This is a genomic window from Streptomyces sp. GbtcB6, assembly GCF_019091475.1.
Lineage (GTDB): Bacteria > Actinomycetota > Actinomycetes > Streptomycetales > Streptomycetaceae > Streptomyces > Streptomyces hyaluromycini.
The window spans coordinates 75,396-99,377 of sequence record NZ_JAGXJL010000032.1; the positions used below are offsets into that span (position 1 = coordinate 75,396).

Here is a 23,982-nt window from a genome sequence, read left to right on the forward strand (position 1 = left end):
AGGAAGCGCATGGACGACCCATTCGACGCGGGAGCGGGCAGCATCCTGCGGCAGCCGAAGGCCGTGTGGGCGACCGCCGGCGCATCCGTCGTCGCCTTCATGGGCATCGGACTCGTCGACCCGATCCTGCCCTCCATAGCCAAGGGCCTGGACGCCACGGCCGGCCAGGTCTCGCTGCTCTTCACCTCGTACTTCCTGATCACCGCCGTGGCGATGCTGTTCACCGGCTTCGTCTCCAGCCGCATCGGCGGCCGCAGGACGCTGCTGCTCGGCCTCGCGTTCGTCGTGGTCTTCGCCGGACTCGCCGGCACCTCGAACACAGTCGGCCAGCTGGTCGGCTTCCGGGCCGGCTGGGGCCTCGGCAACGCCCTCTTCGTCTCCACCGCCCTCGCCGTCATCGTCGGCGCGGCGGCCGGCGGCAGCGCCGCCGCGATCCTGCTCTACGAGTCCGCGCTCGGCCTCGGCATGGCGTGCGGCCCGCTACTGGGCGCGGTGCTCGGCAACATCAGCTGGCGCTACCCCTTCTTCGGCACCGCCACCCTGATGGCGATCGGCTTCCTCTGCATCACGGCGTTCCTGAAGGAGCAGCCGAAGCCGGCCCGCAAGACGTCGGTCCTGGATCCCATCCGGGCGCTGGGCCACGGCGGCCTCGCCTCCGCGGCCGCCTCCGCCTTCTTCTACAACTACACGTTCTTCACGGTGCTGGCCTTCACCCCGTTCGTGCTGAACATGACCCCGTACCGCTCGGGCGCCGTGTTCTTCGCGTGGGGCGTGCTGCTCGCGCTCTTCTCGGTGGTGGTCGCCCCGCGCATGCAGCGGCGGTTCGGCTCCCTGAAGGTGCTCGGCGGCTCGCTCGTCCTGCTCGCCGCCGACGTCCTCGTCCTCGGCTACGGCGACCACACCACCGCCGTCGTCTGCACGATCCTGTCCGGCGCGTTCATCGGCGTGAACAACACCGTCTACACCGAACTGGCCCTCGGCGTCTCGGACGCACCGCGCCCGGTGGCGAGCGCGGGCTACAACTTCGTCCGCTGGTTCGCCGCGGCGGCCGCTCCCTACTTCGCGCCGAAGATCGAGGAGTGGAGCGACATCCACGTCCCGTTCGTGGTGGCGGCGGTCACCGCGGTCCTGGGCGCGGTCGTGGTGCTCGTACGACGGAACGCGCTCACTCACGACGCCGAGCAACTGGAACCGCGGCACGCCACCGAGGACGGCGTCACGGTCTTTGCCAACTGACTCTCCCCGAGCGGCGCTTGGTGAGCTTGCTCACCCCGCCCGTTCAGTCCAGCGGGGCGGATTTCCGGTGCGGGTCCCGGAGGTCCGTCCCGTTCGCGAGCCAGCGCTCCTGGAGGGCGCCGGCACCGTGCACGCGTTTCCAGGCGGCCTCGTTCGGTGTCATCGGCAGCAACGGCAGGAACCGTACGGGGTCGAGGGGCTCGTCCAGCTCCAGATCCTCGACGAGGCCGCCCGGCTCGCCGACCAGGACGGAGGTGAAGGGCGCGCCCGGCCACAGCGGACCGCCGACGTCCAGCGACGCGCCCGGCGTCACGACCAGGCCCTCCACCTGCGGGGACGCGGCGAGTACGGCGAGCGCGCGGAGCACCTTGTCGGTCTCGGCGAGCCCGGCCCGGACCGACAGGACCAGCTCGGCACGCGGACCCTTGACGGGGTCCGCGACCATCGCGGTGGGGTCGGTCATCGGGTGCGCGGACATGCCGAGCGTGGCGTAGCGGACGACGTCCTCGCCCTGGAGGTCCTCGTGGAAACGGAGCACCTCGATGCGGTCCGTACCGAGGAAGGTGACCGCCGCGCGCGCGTCCGGTTCGCCCAGCGTGGTGGTCAACCGGGCCTCGACCAGAGGAAGAACTTCAGCCATGTCGTGAGCATAGAACTCGTCAGTACCGGGCAAAGCGGCGCCTTGACACTGAGGGCTGCTGCTACTCTGGCCGCGGCGGTTCGGGGCAGCACGCAGCGCGTCGCGGCCAGACCCGACGCCGACAGGACTCCCTTACGAGGGACCGGCTGGAGGAGGTGGGGCTGTCATGGATCGAAGTCACCCGTGCAGTACCACTCGCTCTTCCGGCCTCTGATTTCTTCTCTGGCTGGCTGCCGCCTTCTCGTGCGCGTTGTCGTTCGGAAGAGCACTTCGTTTCGCTTGCCTGATCCTTCTGACCGGTCCGTTCCGGATCTGTCTGGATCCGTTCGTCTGATCTGAATCAGTAGCGAAGTCGCCACCGCAACGGTGCGGTGCTCCCCGCTTTGTGGACGTGCCAAACATCCGCAGTCAGGACGTCCTCATTCCGGGTAGTTCCACCCGTTCGCATGCGATCTTCCGCTGCCTGTCGCGAAGGAGCCTGCCCATGTCGATGATCCGCGACCTCCGTGCCGTCGTCCGCCCCTCCCGCCCCTCGCTGCGCAAGAGCCTGCGTCCGGACAACGGCGCGTACGACACCACCCGCGACCCCGGTACGCCCTCGGCCGTCGTCGACTGTGCCGTCTACCGCGACGGCGCCCGGGTCCAGACCGGCAAGCCGCTCACCCCGCACGAGGCGATGCGGCTGGTGCGCCGTGACGGCGGGTTCGTGTGGATCGGCCTGCACGAGCCGACCGAGGCCGAATTCGCCGGTATCGCGAGCGAGTTCGGGCTCCACCCGCTGGCCGTCGAGGACGCCGTCCAGGCCCACCAGCGCCCGAAGCTGGAGCGGTACGACGACTCCCTCTTCACCGTCTTCAAGACCATCCACTACGTCGAGCACGACCAGCTCACCGCCAACAGCGAGGTCGTGGAGACCGGTGAGGTCATGTGCTTCACCGGCCGGGACTTCTTCATCACCGTCCGGCACGGCGGGCAGGGCTCGCTGCGGGCGCTGCGGCACCGGCTCCAGGACGACCCCGAGCTGCTCGCCAAGGGCCCCTCGGCCGTGCTGCACGCCATCGCCGACCACGTCGTCGACGGCTATGTCGCGGTCGCCGACGCCGTCCAGGACGACATCGACGAGGTGGAGACCGAGGTCTTCACGCCGGGCCGCAAGGGCGGGGTCTCCCGAGGCGTCGACTCGGCGCGGATCTACCAACTCAAGCGCGAGGTACTGGAGTTCAAGCGCGCCGTCTCGCCCCTCCTGCGCCCCATGCAGCTGCTGAGCGAGCGGCCGATGCGGCTGGTCGACCCCGACATCCAGAAGTACTTCCGGGACGTCGCCGACCACCTCGCCCGCGTCCAGGAACAGGTCGTCGGCTTCGACGAACTCCTCAACTCGATCCTCCAGGCCAACCTCGCGCAGGCGTCCGTGGCGCAGAACGAGGACATGCGGAAGATCACGGCATGGGCCGCGATCATCGCCGTACCGACGATGGTGTGCGGTGTGTACGGCATGAACTTCAAGTACATGCCGGAGTTGCACTGGAAGTACGGCTATCCGGTGATCATGGGCATCACGGTCTGCATCTGCCTCGGCATCCACCGCACGCTGAAGCGCAACGGCTGGCTCTAGGCTGGGCGTCATGACAAGCGAGCTGCTCGACCAGGCCCTCATCGAGGAGGCCACGAAGAAGTCCGGCCTCATCTGGGTGCGGGGCTCGGGGGCGGCGGCCGCGCGTGCGGTGTGGCACGCGTGGGCCGACGGGGGCGTGTGCCTGGTCGGCGACGGAGCCGAGCAGTCGCTGGGTGAGCTGGCCGACGGGGGGTCGGCGGAGGTCACCGTCCGCAGCAAGGACAAGGGCGGCCGGCTGGTCACCTGGACGGCGACGGTCATGGAACTGCCCGCCGGCACCCCGGAGTGGGACTCGGCGGTCGCGGAACTGAAGGGCAAGCGCCTCAACGCCCCCGACGGCGAGGCGATGACCGGCCGCTGGGCGAGGGAGTGCAGGGTGCTGCGCCTGACGCCGACGGGAGCGGTGCTGCCCCTGCCGGAGGGGAGCCTGGCAGAGGCCCCGGTCCCGTCCCCGGCAACGACCCGGCACCCGATCCCGGCCGGCCTGCCGCGACTGCTCTCCAGACGCCGCAAGCCCAAGTAGCGGACACCTGAGCCGAGTTCGGCACGGCCGAACAGGACCGTCGTGGCGGATCGCCGTTGCGGCGGGATTCGGGGGCCGTCGGCCGCAACGGCGCTCAGCCCCCGCGGCGCTGGTCGGTGGTGCCGGACCCGCCGAAGCCCCTACGCGCCGCCCCCTACGACGCGGGCAGCTGCTTGCCGTAGTCGACCGTCTCGCTCTTCTCCGGTTCGGCCACGCTGAAGTCCTTGCCCCAGTCCGAGAAGGTGAGGGTGCCGGCGCCGCCGCCGCGTTCCAGGCGGAGGGGGTACGGCTTGCCTTCGAGGGAGACGTCCAGGGTGCCGCCGGAGCCGTTGTCGCCGGCGATGCGGATCGTGCGGGTACCGGACTGCTCGTGGTGACCGGCCACGGAGAGCGAGCCGTGCAGGGTCAGGAGGCCCGAGAGAAGAACGTCCTTGTCCGTGAATCCGCTGAACTTCTTGTACGCGGGATCCGTCCGCGGCACCTTGACGTACTTGCCGTCGAGCTTGGTCGCGGCCGTCGTGTCGCTGCCGTCGGCGTGGTTCCAGAACCCCGAGTCGGCCTGCAGATACAGCGTGGCGCCGACCCGGACGAGCTGGAAGGTCGACCCCTTCGACGTGACCGACCCGGTCCCGCCGTCCTTGTTCAGGCGCATGTCCAGCTGGTACGTACGCCCGCTCGTGACCACCGTCCCCGCCATCCGCACCGTCGCCACCGCCGACGCCGCCGCCCGCGTCTTCGACTGGATCACGGCCGGCGACAGCTTGCCCACCCCGTTCGTCCCGGCGTCCGGATCCCCGCTGCACCCGGTGAGGACGGCCAGTGCGCACACGGCGGTGACCAGTGCGGCGTGGCGAGTACGGCCCGGAGCAATCGCGGTCACAGACAGGGCCACCTTTCTGAGGGGTCCGGCACGGCGTACCGCAGCGTACCGGTGCCCCACCCGCCCGGCGGAGCCAGTCCGTCCGGACCGCCCACCAGGGCATATCCGATCGGTACGGGCTAGCCTGAAGCCCACCGAGCGGTCAAAAGGGACTGAAAACAACGCAAGCAGCACTTCGGTAGGCAAAGGAAGCAACCCCATGGCAGCCGGCGCTCCCCGCATCTTCGTCTCGCACCTCGCCGGCATCCCCGTCTTCGACCCCAACGGCGACCAGGTGGGCCGCGTCCGGGACCTCGTCGTCATGCTCCGCGTCGGCCGCAAGCCCCCGCGGCTGCTCGGCCTGGTCGTCGAACTGTCCACCCGGCGCCGCATCTTCCTGCCCATGACCCGGGTGACCGGCGTCGAGTCCGGCCAGGTCATCACCACCGGTGTGGTCAACGTCCGCCGCTTCGAGCAGCGCCCCACCGAACGCCTGGTCTTCGGCGAGCTCCTCGACCGCCGCGTCCAGCTGGTCGAGACCGGCGAGGAGGTCACCGTCCTGGATCTGGCCGTACAGCAGCTGCCGGCCCGCCGGGTCTGGGAGATCGACCGGGTCTTCGTCCGCAAGGGCCGCACCGGCACCTTCCGGCGGACCAGGGGCGAGACGCTCACCGTCGAGTGGTCGCAGGTCACCGGGTTCTCCCTGGAGGAGCACGGCCAGGGTGCCGAGAGCCTGCTCGCCACCTTCGAGCAGCTGCGCCCCGCCGACCTCGCCAACGTGCTGCACCACCTCTCCCCCAAGCGCCGCGCCGAGGTGGCCGCGGCCCTCGACGACGACCGCCTGGCCGACGTACTCGAGGAACTCCCCGAGGACGACCAGATCGAGATCCTCGGCAAGCTGAAGGAGGAGCGGGCGGCGGACGTCCTGGAGGCCATGGATCCGGACGACGCGGCCGACCTGCTCGCCGAACTCCCCGAGCAGGACAAGGAACGGCTGCTGAGCCTGATGCAGCCGGCGGACGCGGCCGAGATGCGGCGCCTGATGTCGTACGAGGAGCACACGGCGGGCGGTCTGATGACCACCGAGCCGATCGTCCTGCGCCCCGACGCCACCGTCGCCGACGCCCTCGCCCGGGTCCGCAACGCCGACCTCTCCCCGGCCCTCGCCGCCCAGGTCTACGTCTGCCGGCCGCCCGACGAGACCCCGACCGGCAAGTACCTGGGCACCGTGCACTTCCAGCGGCTGCTGCGCGATCCCCCGTACACCCTGGTCAGCTCGCTGGTCGTCGACGACGACCTGCAGCCCCTGGACCCCGACGCCACGCTCCCGGTCATCGCCGGGTTCTTCGCCACCTACGACATGGTCGCGGCGCCCGTGGTGGACGAGGCGGGGTCGCTGGTGGGCGCGGTGACCGTCGACGACGTACTCGACCACATGCTGCCGGAGGACTGGCGGGAGACCGAGTTCCACCTGGACGAGGAGGAGCAGGCGGCGGAGAAGACGGGCGAGAAGGGGGCGGGGATCCATGGCGGCTGAGCGGGAGAGCACGCGAGAGCGGACGCCGGCCGGCGCCACCGCCGCCGGCCGGTCGCGCGCCCGCCTGGACCAGCCGCGCCCGCCGCGGCGCAGGCTGCTGCCCGAGTGGGACCCGGAAGCCTTCGGACGGCTCTCCGAGCGCATCGCGCGGTTCCTGGGCACCGGGCGGTTCATCGTCTGGATGACGTTCGTGATCATCCTCTGGGTGATCTGGAACATCTCGGCACCCGGCGGGCTCCGCTTCGACGAGTACCCGTTCATCTTCCTGACGCTGGCCCTGTCCCTGCAGGCGTCCTACGCGGCCCCGCTGATCCTGCTCGCGCAGAACAGGCAGGACGACCGGGACCGGGTCAACCTCGAACAGGACCGCAAGCAGAACGAGCGGTCCATCGCCGACACCGAGTACCTGACCCGGGAGATCGCCGCCCTGCGCATGGGCCTGGGCGAGGTGGCGACCCGGGACTGGATCCGCTCCGAGCTCCAGGACCTCCTCAAGGACATGACGGACGAGCGACGGGACGGGCATGTCGTATTCCCGGCAGAACGGTCGGCGCGGCGTGACGTAGACGACCGCTGAGGGGCGTTATAGGGGCACTGTGCCGCGCCGTACCATCGTCTGTATGGCTAGCGAAGACGCGGTGCGCGAGGCACTGGCGACGGTGAACGACCCCGAGATCAACCGACCCATCACCGAACTGGGGATGGTCAAATCGGTGGCGATCGGGGAGGACGGCGCGGTCGCGGTCACCGTGTACCTGACGGTCTCCGGCTGCCCCATGCGGGACACGATCACCCAGCGCGTCACCGAGGCGGTCTCCCGGGTCGAGGGCGTCACGCGGGTCGACGTCACCCTGGACGTGATGAGCGACGAGCAGCGCAAGGAGTTGGCCACCGCCCTGCGCGGCGGCCAGGGCGAGCGCGAGGTCCCCTTCGCCAAGCCCGGCAACCTCACCCGCGTCTACGCGGTCGCCTCCGGCAAGGGCGGCGTCGGCAAGTCGTCGGTCACGGTCAACCTCGCCGCCGCGATGGCCGCCGACGGCCTCAAGGTGGGCGTGGTCGACGCGGACATCTACGGCCACTCCGTCCCGCGGATGCTCGGCGCGGACGGCAGCCCGACCCAGGTCGAGAACATGATCATGCCGCCGTCGGCGAACGGCGTGAAGGTCATCTCCATCGGCATGTTCACCCCGGGCAACGCCCCGGTCGTCTGGCGCGGCCCGATGCTGCACCGAGCCCTCCAGCAGTTCCTCGCGGACGTCTACTGGGGCGACCTGGACGTCCTCCTCCTCGACCTCCCGCCCGGCACCGGCGACATCGCCATCTCGGTCGCCCAGCTGGTCCCGAACGCCGAGATCCTGGTCGTCACGACGCCCCAGCAGGCGGCGGCGGAGGTCGCGGAGCGGGCCGGCTCCATCGCGGTCCAGACCCACCAGAAGATCGTGGGCGTGGTGGAGAACATGTCGGGGCTGCCCTGCCCGCACTGCGGCGAGATGGTCGACATCTTCGGCACGGGCGGCGGCCAGCTGGTCGCCGACGGTCTCACCCGTACGACGGGCACGACCGTCCCGGTCCTCGGCAACATCCCCATCGACGTCCGCCTCCGCGAGGGCGGCGACGAGGGCAAGCCGGTCGTCCTGACCGACCCGGACAGCCCGGCGGGCGCGGCACTGCGGGGCATCGCGGGGAAGCTGGGAGGACGGCAGCGGGGCCTGTCAGGCCTCTCGCTGGGGATCACCCCGAAGAACAAGTTCTAGAGCCGCTACGACGAAGGGGGGCGCTGTCCGTGACGGACAGCGCCCCCCTTCGTGCTACTCCGCCGCCCGTCCCGGGCAGAGGTCGAGCGGGGTGCAGAGCTGGATCACCTGATAGGGGCCACCATCTGCGGCCTCGGTATGCGGCAGGAACCGCCACTGCGAGGCTTTGGTGTGCCGAGTCCCGTCCGCCTTCTCCACATGGGCGTGCAGGGTACGGGTTCGAGGGTCGTTGGTCTCCACCAGCACCTCGTCGGCAGCGATCGGGAAATGATCGTGCAGCAGGCACAGACCGAACCGGTTCAGATTGCCGTGCTTGGCCAGTACCGCGGCCAGATCCCGCACGAACTCGGCGTCCTGAGGGCCTAGCGCCTCGGCCTCCTCGAAAACGGGAAGCGAAATTCTCGGCGCGGAAACGTTTATGTCAGCCATAACCCCTCCGTCGAATAGCTGACGGTGATCGGATTCCATTATCAGCCACTGGCAGCTTTCCTGCAATTCGGGAGACTGGGACGAAGGGGTGGGGTTGCCCTGCTCCGCAGTGCGCCTGGGTGTGAAACGTGGAACATGTGTCTAAATTCTCCGGTCAGGAGGTGCTGGAACTTGCCGGAGATCAGATGGTGGCGACTGGTGTCGCTGATGGTGTTGGCGGTGGCGTGGTGGGGGTGCTCCCCTGCGGAGGCACGGGAAGGCAGCCCCGACCCCTGCTTGACGGATCAACTTCGGACAAGCGAGGTGACTGCAGACATCCGGTTCTCACAGCACCACCAGACTTACATCAAGATGTATTCCGACATGACGATCAAGGTACCCATGAAATGGGACCTTGCAAAGAACCTCACATTCAGCGACAGTTCCGGGGATTACCGAAGGGCAATACACTGCCTGCTACTCGGCAAAAAGGGCGTGGCGAGTGACAGGGAATGGCGGTCCAGCAACCCTGGAGTGACCGCAAAGGACGGCCTGGTCACCGTACGTTACGGTGCATACACCTGGATCGACAGATACGGCATCTTCCAGCTCGGCCCCTGGCGGGTTTCGGCTCTGAAAAAACACCATTGGGAGGTCGCGCTTCAACCGCCGAGCCTCGACGGGTTCGCCTGGAAGCATATCGGAGTGCAACTGGACGGACTGGACTTCGACAATCACTCCACACGGGATGTGAAATCTTCGGACGCGAACGGACTGGAGTGGGACCATGAAATGCCCAAAGATGTCAAGGTCGATTTTGATATTCCCCTCCAGCATTCTGTGACACTGGTTTTCACTGAGTCGTTCTTGAGCAAAGCGGGTGTCGCCACGTGGTGGGTGTCCGCTTCCTGCGTGATGGCGCTGGCCGCACTTCGCAGCCGGCAGTCGTACTCTTCCGCCACCCAATGTGCATCAGGCCAGAGTTCGCGGACACCCGGGTGGCGGTCCGACGTCATCCGAATCGAGAGTCCTGTGGGGACGGTGCTCCAATGGGCCGTGCTCAGCACAGCCGTTGTCGTCACGTTGATTCTGGTCATTCCCGAGAATTCCATCCCCCGCAAGTGGCGCAGCCTCATCTGCATGGGCGCGGGTCTGGCTCTGCTCTTCGTCGCCCGCCCCTGGAAGCGAGGTGGGTCACCGGTCGCGGCAGACACAGAGGCGGAGGGGGCCGCCGATCCGGATGATGTCCAGCGCCGCCAGATCCACGCCGTGGCCGTGGCCGCGGCCGTGGCCACGGCCGTCGGCCTGCTGGTACTCCTGGGCCATGGGCTCTTCGGCTTGCCGGCGAACCTGGTGCCGAAAGCGCCACCGACCGTTCTGGGCCTGTTCGGGCTCACATTGCTGGGACTGGCGACCGTGTGGTTGTGGCTCGCCGCGATGACCGCCTGGGCCTGGCGCTTCGCGCGCGAGGGAGGTCTTGCACGTACCTGGGCCGCCGCATGGGATCGCGCGCCGGGCCGCTGCACCGCAACGGTCGGAATCCTGCTGACGGGGGTCGCGTTGGCCCTGCTCGGGTGTGCCTTGTGGTCGAGTTATCGGCAGTGGGAGCGCGCCAATTGGCTCACCGGCGGAGGCTCGTTCGCCAAGGCGCCGTACGTCAACCAAATCATGGCGGATTTCTCCTTCACCGACCTGATTTGGGTCTTCTCGCACAGCTGGATTTTGACCGTGGTCGCTTTGGTGGCGCTTTTGTATCTTCGCGTCAGGACACAGCAGGAGCAGGCTCGGAGCAAACAGGAGCAGGCCTCTTTGTGGCCGGGAACTCCCGAACTCCTGCTGATCGCAGCCGTATTCGCCTTCCTCGTGGGCGTGCCAGGGGGAAGCTTCGCAGGTGCCAGCGCCTTGTACGGCAGCGCCTGGATCCCGCTGAACATCGGCTCGCTGTACCTGGTTCTCGCTATGGGTCGACGATACTCGGTATTGGGCCAGTTGCGAGCTTGCTTCCACGGAAGGCAATTGAACAGCAAGAAACGCCGACCCGAACTGCTGTCGAAGGCGCAGCGCTATCGCAGCCTGAACCACCAGCTGCACCTGTTGGACCAGGGCCATGGGGGCAGCGCCACACGTCAGCAGCTGGAGGACGAGCTGCATGGACTGCATCGATGGCTGGTCGACACGTGCGGCGGGGAGAGTCCCCCCGAGCACATTTCCGTACTGGACGTCGCGCTCGCCTGGGGTCCACAGGGGCACTGGTGGTCGAATGCCGTGCATGCCGCACGCCTGGCGTTCTGTTTCGGAATCCCGGCCAGTGCGGCCCTTGTGTTTCTCGATCTACAGGACGACCGGAATGTTATGCAATACACCTACCAGGCCGCCGGGATTCCGGAATTCGTCGCGCGTTTCTTGCTCTATCAGCTGGCATGGACCGGCGCCGGATTCGCCCTCGGGGCGTTGTGGCGCCTGCTGCCCGGGCACCGCAGTCCGGTACGCGCCTGGAGCCTGACATTGGCATCCGCGTTGCCGATCTGCCTCGCGCTGCTGATCATCAGGATCACCGATGCACCTTTCGGCCACGTACTTCTCTATCTCCTGCTCATGCTCATCACGCTCGCACTCACCAGCATTTGGCTGGACACGGCGACCTTCAAACACGAGCAGGAATTGTGGAGCAGTCGAGTCGCCCTGCTTCTGTCGATCTACCAGGTGCGGGGCTTCTCGACACACGTCGGCTGGATCTTGGCCCAAGTAGTGGCAGCCGTGGGGCTCTGGCATACGTTGGCCCACCGCTGAGGCAGCATGCGCCTGGGCCCGGGCGCGCGACTCGCGCCAAGGCCCTTTCCCTACGCGTACGTCGTGATGTCCTTGATCACCGCGAACCCCAGCCCGTACGCGGACATCCCCCGCCCGTACGCCCCCAGATGCACGCCCTCCTCCGTGGACCCGGCGAGCACCCACCCGAACTCCGACTCCCGGTAGTGGAACGGCGTCGAAACCCCGTCCACCGGCAGCGAGAGCGTCGACCACTCGGGCCCGGCCAGCTCGTCGGCCAGCTCCCACGCCGTCTCGGTCTGCTGCTCCAGCCAGTCGTCCCGCAGGCTGTGGTCCATCTGCCCCGGCCAGGTGAAGGACAGCAGCCCGACCCCGGCCAGCCACGCGGCGGACGACACCGACGTGGCCTCCAGCAGCCCCGTCCCGTCGGCACTCCTCCGGGACGGACTCTCCGCGACGGTCACGACCACCGCGAACTTCTCCCGCGGCTCACCGACGGCCGAGGCGAGATGTTCGTTCCGCACCGACGGCTCGTCACCGTGCCCGATCGACCCGTGCTCCACCGCACCGTCGGCCGCCGCACCCACCTGCATCAGCCAGCGCGGCCCCGTGAACGCCTCGTCAAGGCCGTACCAGGGGAAGGGCGCCTCCAGGTAGCCGTCGACCGTGCGGCGGACGGAGGGGACCTGCTGTTCGCCCTCCGCGACCGGTGCCTGTCCGTCCAACTGACTTGTCGTCTCCATCTGCCCCGACGCCTCCTAGCTCTCGTCGGTCCGGGGCGGCCCGCCCCCCTTCGGGCGCACTCGTCCGGTCCGCACAACAACTCGGCAGCATATCGATCCCGCCGGGACCAGCAGCGAAACCGCCCGGTGCGTGGGTCGCACGGGCGGCGGGTTAGGGCTGTAAGAGACGTATGAGCGGCGCACACGCGGTATGAAACGCGTCACGTGCGCCGCTCATGGGCGAGTCGGTGATCCGGGCTCAGGTGGCGTCCGCGTCGAAGGGCGGACGGTCTTCCTTGCCCGGGTCGTCCGGCTTCTTGGTCATGTCGATCCGGCCGCTCCCCGAAGAACCGCTTCCGGAGGACGAGGGCGAGGTGTCGGTGTCGCGGCTGTGCACCGCGTCCGTGACCTCGGCCATCTCCTTCTTCAGGTCGAAGCCGTTGCGGATCTCCTTCAGCCCCAGCTCGTCACTGTCCAGGTGCTTGCGGATGAAGGTCTTGGGGTTGAGGTCCTCCAGCTCGAAGTCCTTGAACTCCGGGCCGAGTTCCTGCCGGATGTCCTCTTTGGCGCTCTCCGAGAACTCCCGGATCTTGCGGATGGTCCGCATGACGTCCTGGATGACCTTCGGGAGCTTGTCCGGACCGAAGACGAGCACGGCGAGCACAATGATCGTCACCAGCTCGAGTGGTCCTATGTCATTGAACACCTGAAGCTCCTTGCGATGTCCTCGGTCCTCGGCCCTCCGGTCGCTGTTGCGGCTGTTCCGTGGTCCGGGCCGGGTCCACGGTACCCGGCGCACCTGTCCGACCGGTACTGCCCCGAGGTGTCCGACCGCGTGTGTACGACCGGTTTTCCGGGTTGTTTGCCTAGTCGGGGCACGAGTGGGGCCCCGCCTGTGAGGTTTCTGTCAGTTCCTGTCCGAGGAGCCGGGGCGGTCGCCGGGGCTGTCGAGCGGCAGCGGGGTGAGGTCGTGCACGCCGTACACCTGGAGGACGGCGAGGTCGTAGCCGGCGTCCAGGCGGACGACGGTCGCCCGGGCGGTGGCTCCGCTGCTGAACGTCACGGTGATCCGGCCGCCCGCGGCGACCGCGGGGGCGACGACGTGGTGGTTGGTGAGGATGCGCCCACGGGTGTCGAGGACGAAGCCCGTGCCGGTGGCCTGGTCACCGGTGCCGGCTCCGGTTCCGGTGACGTGCAGGGTGACGAGGCTGGGCAGCGCCCGCGAGGCGATGCCGGCGGCATTGCCGGGCGGCCGTCCGGGCGGCGGCGGGCCCGGCTGGGGCAGCTGTACGGCCTCCAGGCCGTTGGTGCGCTCCAGATAGCCGCCGATGAGCCCGCCGGCCGCACCGGAGAGCACGGAGAGCACCAGCGCCCCCACGACGAGCGTCCGCCGGCTCCGCGACCGCCGCCGTGCCGCGGCCCCGGCCGCATCGCCCTGCGGCAGGGACGGGGCGCTGCCGGTGGTGTCGCCGGGTGTCGTCGGTATCCCCTCGTCCATGGTCTCCTCGCGGGCTCACCGCGGCCCCGTGCACCGGCGGCTCGCGGAAGGTCGGCTCCATGCCCGCGGTGGTGTCACGGGCATGGCTGATTCACAGGATTCAACCAGGTTCGCGAGTCGCCGCGCAGGGCCGTTCAGCAGGTGGGCAGGGCCCGGTCAGTGGGCGGCGCGGTAGGAGCGGGACGGGGACGGGGAGGGTGCGGAGGTCGTGTCGGGGACGGGTGCGGCGAACAGGCCGGTGCCGGTCGCCTCGGGGGTGCTGGTCCACGAGGTGAGGGCGAACGGCGGGTTGGCGCTCAGCGGCCGTATCAAGGGGGAGACCGCGGCCGCGCCGGCCATCACCGGTGCGGTCAGTTCCCGCAGCTTCTGCTGGGCGGCGGCCGGGGAGGGCACTCCGGGCAGCAGTGGCGCGGACACCGAGGTGGGCATGGCGGGGGCGACGCCGAGCAGCGTGCCGGACGACAGCAGCGGGGTGAGCAGGCGGCGGCGCTGCGTGTCGGCGGTCCCGCTGATACCGGAGCCCGCCGTGCCGGCCGGGGCGACACTGCCGCCGCCGGTGCCGCTGCGGGCGTCGGCGGCCGGGGCGCCGGGCAGGCCGGCGGTGACCCCGCCGAGGGCGACGGCGGCCAGCGAGACCGCGCCGGCGGCGACGAACGCGAACCGCATGCCGCGCGAGGCGGAGCGGTCGCCGTCCGGGCGGCCGACGGGGTGGATGCGGAAGCCACGGCCGGCGGCCGCGGCCGGGTCGTGGGGGCGGGCGGGGACATAGCCGAACTCGAAGCGGTCGTCCCGGCTCAGGTCGAAGACCCCGCTGTCGGATCCGCGTCCCGAGGGGTCTCCCCCGCCGAACGGCGAACCGCCGCCGTCCGGGTCGCCGCCCGCGGGCAGCCCCTGGAGACGGGCCAGGAAGCTCTCGGAGGGCGGGGGCGGGGCGGCCGCCGCGAAGACGCTCTTCAGCGCGCGCTGCGCGTCCGCCTCCGCTTTGCACCGGGCGCAGGTCGCCAGGTGGGCCAGGACGCGCTCACGCGTCTCATGACCGAGCTCTCCGTCCACCAGGGCGGAGAGTCGGTCTCCCAGGTGCTGCTCGGCGAGCTGTCGCTCAGCCGGTTTCGGTCGTGATCCACTCACGCGGTCGCGCCCCCTCCTCCCAGTGCGGGAACACGGGGCACGAAGGAACGGCGCTCGGCCTTGCGGGCCTCCGGGGAGCGGTGCGCGAGGGCCTTGCGCAGCTGGGAGCGGCCCCGGTGGATGCGGGAGCGGACCGTGCCGAGCTTGACGCCGAGGGTCGCGGCGATCTCCTCGTAGGACAGGCCCTCGATGTCGCAGAGCACGACGGCGGCGCGGAACTCGGGCGCGAGGGTGTCCAGGGCCTGCTGCACGTCGGCGTCGAAGTGCGCGTCGTTGAAGGCCTGGGACGGGGTGGGCTCGCGGCTGGGCAGGCGCTCGGCCGCGTCCTCGCCGAGGGCGTCGAAGCGGATGCGCTGCTTGCGGCGGACCATGTCGAGGAACAGGTTGGTGGTGATGCGGTGCAGCCAGCCCTCGAAGGTGCCCGGAGAGTAGGTCGACAGCGAGCGGAAGACGCGGACGAAGACCTCCTGGGTGAGGTCCTCGGCGTCGTGCTGGTTACCGGTCAGGCGGTAGGCCAGGCGGTAGACGCGGCCGCTGTGCGTGCTGACGATCTCCTCCCACGTGGGCGGAGTCCATGCCTGCCCGTCCGCGTCGGTGGAGAAGGTCGCGGTCCGGTCCTCGCCCGTGGCGAGCGCGGCGGCGTGGCTGGGGTCAGCAGCGGTGTCGTTCACGGATTTCGGCCTGCCTGCCGATCCGAGAAAGCGCCGCAGCACTCCTCCCCGATCCCCAGGCGCGGCCGCACCTCCCCTGTCGGCTCTGGTGGTGTCCAGTGGAGCCCCTACCATAGCCACCTCGCCCGTTAGCACCGGATAAGCGGTTTTACGAGAATTTGATCTGTGCTGATAGGGCTCATCCGACCGCACCAGCAGTTGCTCGACCACCGTCTCGTCATCGTGATCCATTCGTGTCCCCCCGCCCTGTCTTCCACCCCTCTAAACGCCTGGTCCCATCTGCGGGTTCCCAGTGCCAACGGATACAGTCACGCCCAGGCAACCACGGGGACAGGAGAGGGTCATTACCGGCAACCGGCAGACGAGCTGGGCGTTCGCCGACGCCTTTGTCGCCGAGGACGAAGCACTGCGGTGGGCCCGTGACCGGGCCCGCGAGGCAGGGCTGCGCTCGGTGTCGCCCGGCACGGGCGCCGCGCTGCGCATGCTCGCCGCCTCCGTGGACGCCAAGGCGGTCGCCGAGATCGGCACCGGGTGCGGGGTGTCCGGGATGTATCTGCTGCACGGCATGCGCCCGGACGGCGTGCTGACCACCGTGGATCCCGAGCCCGAACACCAGCAGTTCGCCCGGCAGGCCTTCCGCGCCTGCGGCTTCGCCAGCAACCGGGCCCGCTTCATCCCCGGCCGCGCCCTCGACGTGCTCCCCCGTCTCGCGGACGCCGGCTACGACCTCGTCTTCTGCGACGGCGACCGCCAGGAGTATTCCGACTATCTCGCTGAATCGTTGCGCCTGCTGCGTCCGGGTGGCCTGGTGGTCTTCGAGGGCGTCTTCGCCAACGGCCGCACCGTCGACTCGGGGCCGCAGCCGACCGAGGTACTGCGGCTGCGCGAACTGCTGCGCACGGTGCGGGAGAGCCAGGAACTGGTGCCGTCGCTGCTGCCGGTGGGCGACGGACTGCTGTGCGCGGTCAAGCGATAGCCCTCACGGGCAGGGACCGGGTTCCAGCGGACAGGGATCCGGCGGGCAGGGATCCGGCGGGCAGGGACCAGGCGGACAGGGACCGGAGAGACGGCAGCGCCCCGGCACCTCTTGGGATGCCGGGGCGGCCGAAAGGGTATGGTCGCTGACGCCTCAGCCGACGACGTTCTTGAGGGCGTCGGCAAGCGCCGCGGCCTCATCAGGGGTCAGCTCGACGACGAGCCGACCGCCGCCTTCGAGCGGAACGCGCATGACGATGCCCCGCCCCTCCTTGGTCACCTCGAGCGGGCCATCACCCGTCCGCGGCTTCATGGCCGCCATGCTCGTCCCCTTCCTCAGAACAGCTCATCGTCTACCGACGGCCCTGGAGGGCACGCGTGATCCTCACGGGACACGCGACACCGGCATCGAACACATTGCTTCCAAGCCATTATCCCGCATCTCAGGACCCGATGACCAACATCAGTCGGCATCGCTTGGGCAACGCACGCGAGCAAAACCACCCAATTCGGCGATGTGGCTGCGATACTTCGCCACCCTGCGTCCTTACGCCGACCGAGTCGGCTCCTGAATTCTTTGACGCAGGTCACACGCCGGGTCCGGTCCCCCGACGGCGATCTCCGCCATGCTGTCCTTCGGACATCGACGTACTGAGCGGTACGTCAGCCGCGACGGCGGAGACGACGGAGGGGACGCACCATGACCGACACCGTGCTCTACGAGGTGAGCGACGGGCTCGCGACGATCACGCTGAACCGCCCCGAGGCGATGAACGCGCTGAACATCGCGACCAAGGTGGCCCTTCGGGAGGCCGCGCAGGAAGCGGCGGCCGACACGGCCGTCCGGGCGATCCTGCTGACCGCCGCCGGGGACCGGGCGTTCTGTGTGGGCCAGGACCTCAAGGAGCACATCACGCTGCTCGCGTCCGACCGGGAGACCGGGGCGGGGCAGACGATGACGACGGTACGGGAGCACTACAACCCGATCGTCCGGGCGTTGGTGGGAGCGCCGAAGCCGGTGGTGGCCGGCGTGAACGGGGTCGCGGCCGGGGCCGGGTTCGGTTTCGCGCTCGCCGCGGACTACCGGGTGGTCGCCGACACGGCCGCGTTCAACACGTCGTTCGCGGGGGTCGCGCTGACTGCGGACTCCGGGGTGTCCTGGACGCTGCCGCGGGTTGTGGGGCCGGGGCGCGCCGCCGACCTGCTGCTCTTTCCGCGGAGCATCGGTGCGCAGGACGCGTACGAGCTGGGCATCGCGAACAAGGTGGTGCCCTCGGCCGAGCTGCGGGCCGAGGCCGAGAAAGTGGCGCGGAAATTGGCCGAAGGACCGACTGTGGCGTACGCGGCGCTGAAGGAGGCCGTCGCCTACGGGCTCACGCACTCCCTCGACGAGACCCTTGACAAGGAGGACGAGCTGCAGACTCGGGCCGGGGCAGCCGAGGATCACGCGATCGCCGTGCAGGCGTTTGTGAACAAGGAGAAGCCGAAGTATTTGGGGCGGTGACGGTCGGGGGGGAACTGCGGGTCGGTGGGGGCTGGTCGCGCCCGCGCGGCGGAGCCGCGTATCGATGCGGCCCCGCGCCCCTCAAGGGGCGCTACGGGCGACGCATGTTTCCAGGTGGTCGTTGACCAACCCGCACGCCTGCATCAAGGCGTACGCCGTCGTCGGGCCGATGAAGCGCAGGCCGCGCTTCTTCAGGGCCTTGGACAGGGCCGTCGACTCGGGGGTCACCGCCTGCACGTCGGTGATGGTCTTCGGTGCGGGATACGTGCCCGGCTCCGGGGCGTGCGACCAGATCAGGGCGTCGAGCTCGCCCGGGGCCCACTCCGCCAGGACCCTGGCGTTGGCCATCGTCGCGTCGATCTTCGCTCGGTTGCGAATGATGCCGGGGTCGGCCAGCAGGCGTTCGCGGTCCTCGTCCGTGAACGCGGCCACCTTCTCGATGTGGAAGCCGGCGAAGGCGGCCCGGAAGCCGGGGCGGCGGCGGAGGATCGTGATCCAGGAGAGGCCGGACTGGAAGGCCTCCAGGCTGAGGCGTTCGTAGAGGGCTTCGTCGCCGTGGACCGGGCGGCCCCACTCCTCGTCGTGGTACGCCACGTAATCCTCGGTGGACAGGGCCCAGGGGCAGCGCAGCCTGCCGTCCGGCCCGGCCACCGCCGCTCCGTCGATGACGTCGGGCACGTCAGGCGCGTCGGTCATGGCCGGTCCTCCGGCTCGGGCTTGTCCAGCGAGGTGTGCGGGGCGTGCGGCGCGGCCTGGGCGCCGGCCAGCGCGGACTCCAGGTCGTTGATCCGGGCGTCACGCTCCGCGAGCTCGGCGCCGAGCCGGCTCAGCGCGTCGTCGACGTCCGCCATGCGGTAGCCGCGCGGGACCAGCGGGAAGCGGATGCTCTCCACGTCCGCGCGGTTCACCGGGCGGTCCGGGGGCAGCGGGTCCTGGAACCGCTCGGGCGCCACCTCGGGCAGCGGTCCGCTCTCGCCGCCGCTCACCACGGAGAGGGTGACCGCGGCGACCACGACCGCGAGCGCGACGACGAGGAACAGGAACATAACCATCGCGGTGGGCCCCCAGGCTCGATGAAGCTCGGTGCAGCAGCACTCGTTGTGCTCAGTGTGCTCGGTGTCGAATGTGTCTGTGTCCGATCGTGCCATGCGAGTCTGACAGTTAGGGTCGCAGGCGGTCTTACCGAGGGAATTACTACGAGAGGTCACAGGCGATGCTCAGGCTGGGCAGGCGGGAATTCGGGCCGTACGAACCGGTGATCATGGCCATCGTGAACCGGACGCCGGACTCCTTCTACGACCAGGGGGCGACCTTCCTCGACGAGCCGGCCCTCGCGCGCGTGGAGCAGGCGGTCGCCGAGGGGGCCGCGATCATCGACATCGGCGGGGTGAAGGCCGGGCCGGGCGAGGAGGTCGGCGCCGAGGAGGAGGCGCGGCGCATCGTCGGGTTCGTCGCGGAGGTGCGCAGGCGTTTCCCGGACGTCGTGATCAGCGTGGACACCTGGCGGGCGTCGGTCGGTGAGGCCGCCTGCGAGGCCGGGGCGGATCTGCTGAACGACGCGTGGGGCGGGGTCGACCCGGGATTGGCGGAGGTCGCGGCGCGGTACGGGGTGGGGCTGGTGTGCACGCATGCGGGCGGGGCCGAGCCCCGGACGCGGCCGCACCGGGTGACGTACGACGACGTCGTGGCCGACATTCTGCGGGTGACCCTGGGGCTGGCCGAGCGGGCCGTCGCGCTGGGGGTGCCGCGGGAGTCGGTGCTGATCGATCCCGGGCACGACTTCGGCAAGAACACCCGGCACAGCCTGGAGGCGACGCGGCGGCTCGGGGAGATGGTGGAGACGGGGTGGCCGGTGCTGGTCTCCCTGTCCAACAAGGACTTCGTGGGCGAGACCCTGGACCGGCCGCTGAAGGAGCGGGTGATCGGCACGCTGGCGACGACGGCGGTGTCGGCGTGGCTGGGGGCTCAGGTGTACCGGGTGCACGAGGTCGCCGAGACGCGGCAGGTGCTGGACATGGTGGCGTCGATCGCCGGGCACCGGCCTCCGGCGGTGGCCCGGCGGGGGCTGGCGTAGCGACCTGGGGGCTCCGCCCCCAGACCCCCGAATCCCTCGCCCACCCACTACCCGACTCGGCCGGTTGAAAGGATGAGGCAGAAAGACCGTTCGAGGTCCACTCCTCAAGAAACCGAGTCGGGTGGGCGGGTGGGCAACGGCCGGTCCTAGCGGCCCGCTTCCTTCGAGACCAGGCCCACGGCCTCCTCCACGTCGTCCGTGACGTGGAAGAGGAGGAGGTCCTTCTCCGCCGCCTTGCCTTGGGCGACCAGCGTGTTCTTCAGCCACTCCACGAGGCCGCCCCAGTAGCCGCTGCCGAACAGGACGATCGGGAAGCGGGTGACCTTCTGGGTCTGGACGAGGGTGAGGGCCTCGAAGAGTTCGTCGAGGGTGCCGAGGCCGCCGGGCAGGACCACGAAGCCCTGCGCGTACTTGACGAACATCATCTTCCGCACGAAGAAGTAGCGGAAGTTGAGGCCGATGTCGACGTACTGGTTGAGGCCCTGTTCGAAGGGGAGCTCGATGCCGAGGCCGACCGAGACGCCGCCCGCTTCGAGGGCACCCTTGTTCGCCGCCTCCATGGCGCCGGGCCCGCCGCCCGTGATGACCGCCCAGCCGGCCTCGACCAGGCCCCGGCCCAGCTTCACGCCCGCGTCGTACTCGGCCGAGTCGACCGGCGTCCGCGCGGAGCCGAACACGCTGATCGCGGGCGGCAGTTCGGCGAGCGTGCCGAAGCCCTCGATGAACTCCGACTGGATGCGCAGCACCCGCCAGGGGTCTGTGTGCACCCAGTCGGAAGGGCCGCCCGCGTCCAGGAGACGCTGGTCCGTCGTGCTCGCGGTCACCTGGCCGCGCCGTCGGAGGACCGGTCCCAGGCGCTGCTCGTCCGGCGGCACCTTCTTCCCCTCGGGGTTCCCGGTAGGCATATGCGCGCTCCCTCCGCTTGCAGGTGTATCCGCCCCAGCGTAGATCCGTGCGGGTTACAGGCGCGGGACGTCGGCATGTCGGGTGCGCAGCGCCGTCGTACGGCTCAGCTGGTCAGCCAGGTGCGCAGGCGCTCCTCGCCCGCCAGGATCTTGGCGGTTTCCACCCTTTCGTCCCGCTTGTGTGCCAAGTGCGGGTTGCCCGGGCCGTAGTTGACCGCGGGGACGCCGAGAGCCGAGAAGCGGGAGACGTCGGTCCAGCCGTACTTGGGCATCGGGGTGCCGCCGACCGCCTCGATGAAGGCGGCCGCGGCCGGGTGGGAGAGACCGGGCAGCGCTCCGGGGCTGTGGTCGTCGACCACGAACTCCTCGACCCCGCAGTCGGCGAAGACCTCGCGGACGTGGGCGATGGCCTCGGCCTCGGAACGGTCGGGGGCGTACCGGAAGTTGACGGTGACCACGCACTCGTCGGGGATGACGTTGCCCGCCACCCCGCCCGAGATGCCGACCGCGTTCAGGCCCTCGCGGTACTCCAGGCCGTCGATGACCGGGTAGCGGGGCTCGTAGGCGGCGAGGCGGGCCAGGATCGGGGCGGCCGCGTGGATCGCGTTGGAGCCCATCCAGGAGCGCGCCGAGTGGGCCCGTTCACCCGTGGTCCTGAGCAGCACGCGCAGGGTGCCCTGGCAGCCGCCCTCGACCTCGCCGTTCGAGGGCTCCAGCAGGACCGCGAAGTCGCCCGCCAGCCACTCCGGGTGGGCCTCGGCGACGTGCTTGAGGCCGTTGAGGTCGGCGGCGACCTCCTCGTTGTCGTAGAAGACGAAGGTCAGGTCGCGGTTGGGGGCCGGGACGGTGGCGGCGATGCGCAGCTGGACCGCGACGCCCGACTTCATGTCGCAGGTGCCGCAGCCCCACAGCACGCCGTCCTCGTCGAGGCGGGAGGGCACGTTCTCCGCGATGGGGACGGTGTCGATGTGGCCGGCCAGGATCACACGCTCGGGACGGCCGAGGCCGGTCCGGGCGATCACGTTGTTGCCGTACCGGTCGACCGTCAGGTGCGGCAGGGCACGCAGCGCGCTCTCGATCGCGTCCGCGAGCGGCTTCTCGGTGCCGCTCTCGGAGGGGAGGTCGACGAGCCGCGCGGTGAGCGCGGCGGCGTCCAGCGTGAGGTCAAGCGAGGTGTCGGCCATGACCTCGACCCTAGCGCCCGTCGGCCTGCGGGCTGGTTCACAGGCTTCCGGACCCGGGGGTGGGCGGCTCGTACTCTCCAGTATGTTGTACGCGTGCCAGAGCCGTCCCCCATCCGCCCCAAGCGTCGCAGCCGCGTCCTGCGTTTCGTGTCGGGCTTGCTCATCCTGTGCGCCGTCGCGGCCTACCTGGTCGTCCAGTACGTCACCGGCGGCGGTGGCGCCGAGGGCTGCAAGGTCGTCTCGGGCCGAAGCGACGGCGAGTCGTACGAGTTCACGCCCGAGCAGGCGGTGAACGCGGCCACGATCGCCGCCGTCGGTACCGGCCGCGGTATGCCCGAGCGAGCGGTGGCCATCGCCCTGGCGACCGCGATCCAGGAGTCCGGGCTGCTCAACATCGAACACGGTGACCGCGATTCGCTGGGCCTGTTCCAGCAGCGGCCCTCGCAGGGCTGGGGCACCGAGAAGCAGATCCTGGACCCGGCGTACGCGGCGGGCATGTTCTACGCCCACCTGGCCAAGGTGCCCGACTACGAGACCCTGCCGCTGACGGTGGCCGCACAGCGCGTCCAGCGCAGCGGTTACCCGGAGGCGTACGCCAAGCACGAGACCGACGCCACGCTGCTCGCGGCGGCCCTGACCGGGCAGGCGGCGGCCACGCTGACCTGCGACGGGCGCCCGGCGGCCCGCACCGCGACGGCGACGGAGGCGGCGACGGCGAGTACCGGTACGGGTACGGACGCGGTACGGACCGCGCTCGTACGGGACTTCGGGCGGGACGCGGTCGAGGAGGCCGGCGCGGAGGTGAGCGGCTCGTCCGCGAGTTCGCCGACGCCGACGCCGAGCGTGACCGCCACGGCGCACGGGCGGACCGTGACCGTGCCGGTGCCGGAGGGGAAGAAGAAGGACAAGTCGGGCCGCACCGAGAGTGAGCGCGGCTGGCAGCTGGCGCACTGGGCGGTGGCCAACTCCTCGGCGCTGCACATCCAGCGGGTGTCGTACGCGGGCCGGGAGTGGGCCGCCGGGAGCACGGACAGCCAGTGGGAGACGGCGTCCGGCACGCAGGGCACGGGCGGAGCGGAGAAGTCCGCGGGCTCGGTGCGGATCGTGACCGGGCAGTAGTTCGGGGAGTCCCTCCGGCGGGTCAGCCGGGACGCGACGCATGCGTGGTGGGCCCACGTTTTCGCACGGTCACTCGCGCATGCGTGAATTTCCTTGGGAACACTGAGCCGTAAGGATTCTGCGGATCCATCGACAGGGCGCCGTTTGCCCGTTTTTCTCCACACCCGATAATGCGATGCGTTACCAATTCTTTACCTTGGGTCTCCGCAACCTTCGCGGGCTTCGAGCGGTAGTCACGGCGATCACGTTCCCTCCCGTCGAATGGAGCACCATGTCTCTCCCCCTGACCCGCCGGATCGCCCGTGCCGCGCTGCTCGTCGCAGCGGGAGCGGCTGCCGGGGTCGGTGCGGCCGGCTCCGCCAGTGCGGCCCCGAGCCTGCCGGCCACCCCGAACCTGGGCGGTCTGACCGCGCTGGACGGGGCGAACGTCGGCAACACCGCCGACGGTGCGGCGCAGCACGTCACCGGGGTCGTCGGCCACACCGGCGGCAAGGCGGTCGAGTCGGCGGTGCCGGCCGCGGGCAAGACCGGCGGCAAGACCGTCAAGAAGGCGGCGCCGGTGGTACAGCACACCGCGGGCGACGCGGCCGGCTCCGCCGGTGGGCTGCTGGGTGACACGGCGTCCACCGCGACGAAGGGTGGGCTGCCGACGGACGGACTCGCCAAGGGTGGGCTGCCCGTCAAGGGTCTGCCGCTGGGCTGAGCTGCCTGACCGGTGGTTGAAAGGGACCCGGGGTTTTCCCTGGGTCCCTTTCCGTTGTGTTTCGGGTGCGGGTGGGTGGGGGCTGGTCGCGCCCACGCGGCGGAGCCGCACATTGATACAGCCCCGCACCCCTTACGGGGCGCTACGAAAGCTGCGGG

Annotated in this window: 25 protein-coding genes; 12 read left to right on the forward strand and 13 right to left on the reverse strand. The window is 69.9% G+C overall.

Translation table 11 applies throughout. The annotated features are described in order from the left end of the window. Window positions 1–9 precede the first annotated feature (9 nt). Window positions 10–1,236, forward strand: a complete 1,227-nt coding sequence (locus tag KVT45_RS38460) for an MFS transporter (RefSeq protein ID WP_217553822.1) — start codon at window positions 10–12, stop codon at window positions 1,234–1,236. 43 nt (window positions 1,237–1,279) lie between these two features. Here KVT45_RS38460 and KVT45_RS38465 read toward each other — a convergent pair whose 3' ends face one another. Then, window positions 1,280–1,876, reverse strand: coding sequence for a suppressor of fused domain protein (locus KVT45_RS38465; RefSeq protein ID WP_217553823.1), 597 nt, complete (start codon window positions 1,874–1,876; stop codon window positions 1,280–1,282). 484 nt (window positions 1,877–2,360) lie between these two features. Between KVT45_RS38465 and KVT45_RS38470 the strand changes: the two genes are divergently transcribed. Both KVT45_RS38470 and KVT45_RS38475 read left to right on the forward strand, forming a co-directional pair. Next, window positions 2,361–3,491, forward strand: a complete 1,131-nt coding sequence (locus tag KVT45_RS38470) for a magnesium and cobalt transport protein CorA (protein WP_217553824.1) — start codon at window positions 2,361–2,363, stop codon at window positions 3,489–3,491. A 10-nt stretch (window positions 3,492–3,501) separates the two neighbouring features. Further along, window positions 3,502–4,014, forward strand: coding sequence for a hypothetical protein (locus KVT45_RS38475; RefSeq protein WP_217553825.1), 513 nt, complete (start codon window positions 3,502–3,504; stop codon window positions 4,012–4,014). Window positions 4,015–4,168: 154 nt separating this feature from the next. Here KVT45_RS38475 and KVT45_RS38480 read toward each other — a convergent pair whose 3' ends face one another. After that, window positions 4,169–4,894, reverse strand: coding sequence for a hypothetical protein (locus KVT45_RS38480; protein ID WP_217553826.1), 726 nt, complete (start codon window positions 4,892–4,894; stop codon window positions 4,169–4,171). 199 nt (window positions 4,895–5,093) lie between these two features. Here KVT45_RS38480 and KVT45_RS38485 point away from each other — a divergent pair, with 199 nt between their 5' ends. The 3 genes from KVT45_RS38485 to KVT45_RS38495 are packed head-to-tail and all read left to right on the forward strand — an operon-like array spanning window position 5,094 to window position 8,164. After that, complete coding sequence (locus tag KVT45_RS38485; RefSeq protein ID WP_217553827.1) at window positions 5,094–6,410, forward strand: CBS domain-containing protein; 1,317 nt, start codon at window positions 5,094–5,096, stop codon at window positions 6,408–6,410. Then, window positions 6,400–6,987 carry a DUF1003 domain-containing protein gene (locus KVT45_RS38490; RefSeq protein ID WP_217553828.1) on the forward strand — a complete coding sequence of 196 codons (588 nt, stop codon included), beginning with the start codon at window positions 6,400–6,402 and terminating at the stop codon, window positions 6,985–6,987. The genes KVT45_RS38485 and KVT45_RS38490 overlap by 11 nt, the downstream gene beginning before the upstream one ends. Window positions 6,988–7,030: 43 nt before the next feature. Next, entirely contained in the window at window positions 7,031–8,164 is a 1,134-nt protein-coding gene (locus tag KVT45_RS38495) for an Mrp/NBP35 family ATP-binding protein (protein ID WP_217553829.1), read from the forward strand. A 54-nt stretch (window positions 8,165–8,218) separates the two neighbouring features. Here KVT45_RS38495 and KVT45_RS38500 read toward each other — a convergent pair whose 3' ends face one another. After that, complete coding sequence (locus KVT45_RS38500; RefSeq protein WP_217553830.1) at window positions 8,219–8,593, reverse strand: hypothetical protein; 375 nt, start codon at window positions 8,591–8,593, stop codon at window positions 8,219–8,221. Between the two features lie 207 nt (window positions 8,594–8,800). On the opposite strand from KVT45_RS38500, the gene KVT45_RS38505 reads away from it, so the two are divergent. Next, window positions 8,801–11,362 carry a DUF6185 family protein gene (locus KVT45_RS38505; protein WP_254647986.1) on the forward strand — a complete coding sequence of 854 codons (2,562 nt, stop codon included), beginning with the start codon at window positions 8,801–8,803 and terminating at the stop codon, window positions 11,360–11,362. 50 nt (window positions 11,363–11,412) lie between these two features. Here the strand turns inward: KVT45_RS38505 and KVT45_RS38510 are convergent, their stop codons facing one another. The 5 genes from KVT45_RS38510 to sigE all read right to left on the reverse strand — a co-directional run bounded on the left by KVT45_RS38510 (window position 11,413) and on the right by sigE (window position 15,402). Further along, window positions 11,413–12,084 (reverse strand): hypothetical protein, encoded by a 672-nt coding sequence (locus tag KVT45_RS38510; RefSeq protein WP_217553832.1) that lies wholly within the window; start codon window positions 12,082–12,084, stop codon window positions 11,413–11,415. 238 nt (window positions 12,085–12,322) lie between these two features. Continuing rightward, window positions 12,323–12,769 (reverse strand): sec-independent translocase, encoded by a 447-nt coding sequence (locus KVT45_RS38515; protein WP_217553833.1) that lies wholly within the window; start codon window positions 12,767–12,769, stop codon window positions 12,323–12,325. 201 nt (window positions 12,770–12,970) lie between these two features. Beyond that, window positions 12,971–13,561, reverse strand: coding sequence for a serine protease (locus tag KVT45_RS38520; protein ID WP_217553834.1), 591 nt, complete (start codon window positions 13,559–13,561; stop codon window positions 12,971–12,973). A gap of 156 nt (window positions 13,562–13,717) precedes the next feature. Continuing rightward, on the reverse strand, window positions 13,718–14,689 hold the full coding sequence (locus KVT45_RS38525) for a zf-HC2 domain-containing protein (RefSeq protein WP_217553836.1): 972 nt from the start codon (window positions 14,687–14,689) through the stop codon (window positions 13,718–13,720). Further along, window positions 14,686–15,402: an RNA polymerase sigma factor SigE gene (gene sigE / locus KVT45_RS38530; RefSeq protein WP_217553839.1), complete on the reverse strand. Its 717-nt coding sequence runs from the start codon at window positions 15,400–15,402 to the stop codon at window positions 14,686–14,688. Before sigE ends, KVT45_RS38525 begins: the two co-directional genes overlap by 4 nt. 250 nt (window positions 15,403–15,652) lie before the next feature. Here sigE and KVT45_RS38535 point away from each other — a divergent pair, with 250 nt between their 5' ends. After that, a complete protein-coding gene (locus KVT45_RS38535; protein ID WP_089098939.1) occupies window positions 15,653–16,336 on the forward strand; it encodes an O-methyltransferase in 684 nt (227 codons plus the stop codon). A gap of 153 nt (window positions 16,337–16,489) precedes the next feature. Here KVT45_RS38535 and KVT45_RS38540 read toward each other — a convergent pair whose 3' ends face one another. Next, window positions 16,490–16,657, reverse strand: coding sequence for a DUF3117 domain-containing protein (locus tag KVT45_RS38540; protein WP_069751535.1), 168 nt, complete (start codon window positions 16,655–16,657; stop codon window positions 16,490–16,492). 378 nt (window positions 16,658–17,035) lie between these two features. Here KVT45_RS38540 and KVT45_RS38545 point away from each other — a divergent pair, with 378 nt between their 5' ends. Beyond that, the gene (locus KVT45_RS38545; protein ID WP_217553843.1) at window positions 17,036–17,839 is read left to right on the forward strand and encodes an enoyl-CoA hydratase/isomerase family protein; all 804 of its coding nucleotides are present in this window, start codon (window positions 17,036–17,038) and stop codon (window positions 17,837–17,839) included. Between the two features lie 81 nt (window positions 17,840–17,920). Here KVT45_RS38545 and KVT45_RS38550 read toward each other — a convergent pair whose 3' ends face one another. Both KVT45_RS38550 and KVT45_RS38555 read right to left on the reverse strand, forming a co-directional pair. Further along, window positions 17,921–18,535 carry a DNA-3-methyladenine glycosylase I gene (locus KVT45_RS38550; protein WP_217553845.1) on the reverse strand — a complete coding sequence of 205 codons (615 nt, stop codon included), beginning with the start codon at window positions 18,533–18,535 and terminating at the stop codon, window positions 17,921–17,923. Next, window positions 18,532–18,891, reverse strand: coding sequence for a DivIVA domain-containing protein (locus tag KVT45_RS38555; RefSeq protein WP_217553848.1), 360 nt, complete (start codon window positions 18,889–18,891; stop codon window positions 18,532–18,534). The genes KVT45_RS38550 and KVT45_RS38555 overlap by 4 nt, the downstream gene beginning before the upstream one ends. Before the next feature lie 161 nt (window positions 18,892–19,052). Between KVT45_RS38555 and folP the strand changes: the two genes are divergently transcribed. Further along, window positions 19,053–19,913, forward strand: a complete 861-nt coding sequence (gene folP, locus KVT45_RS38560) for a dihydropteroate synthase (protein ID WP_217553851.1) — start codon at window positions 19,053–19,055, stop codon at window positions 19,911–19,913. A 146-nt stretch (window positions 19,914–20,059) separates the two neighbouring features. On the opposite strand, the gene KVT45_RS38565 is transcribed toward folP, so the two are convergent. Then, entirely contained in the window at window positions 20,060–20,818 is a 759-nt protein-coding gene (locus KVT45_RS38565; protein WP_089098944.1) for a TIGR00730 family Rossman fold protein, read from the reverse strand. 104 nt (window positions 20,819–20,922) lie between these two features. Continuing rightward, complete coding sequence (gene dapE, locus KVT45_RS38570) at window positions 20,923–22,002, reverse strand: succinyl-diaminopimelate desuccinylase (protein WP_217553852.1); 1,080 nt, start codon at window positions 22,000–22,002, stop codon at window positions 20,923–20,925. 93 nt (window positions 22,003–22,095) lie between these two features. On the opposite strand from dapE, the gene KVT45_RS38575 reads away from it, so the two are divergent. Then, the gene (locus tag KVT45_RS38575; RefSeq protein ID WP_308310997.1) at window positions 22,096–23,121 is read left to right on the forward strand and encodes a heavy metal transporter; all 1,026 of its coding nucleotides are present in this window, start codon (window positions 22,096–22,098) and stop codon (window positions 23,119–23,121) included. Between the two features lie 271 nt (window positions 23,122–23,392). Then, window positions 23,393–23,824: an ATP-binding protein gene (locus KVT45_RS38580; protein WP_089098947.1), complete on the forward strand. Its 432-nt coding sequence runs from the start codon at window positions 23,393–23,395 to the stop codon at window positions 23,822–23,824. The last annotated feature ends 158 nt before the right edge of the window (window positions 23,825–23,982 follow it).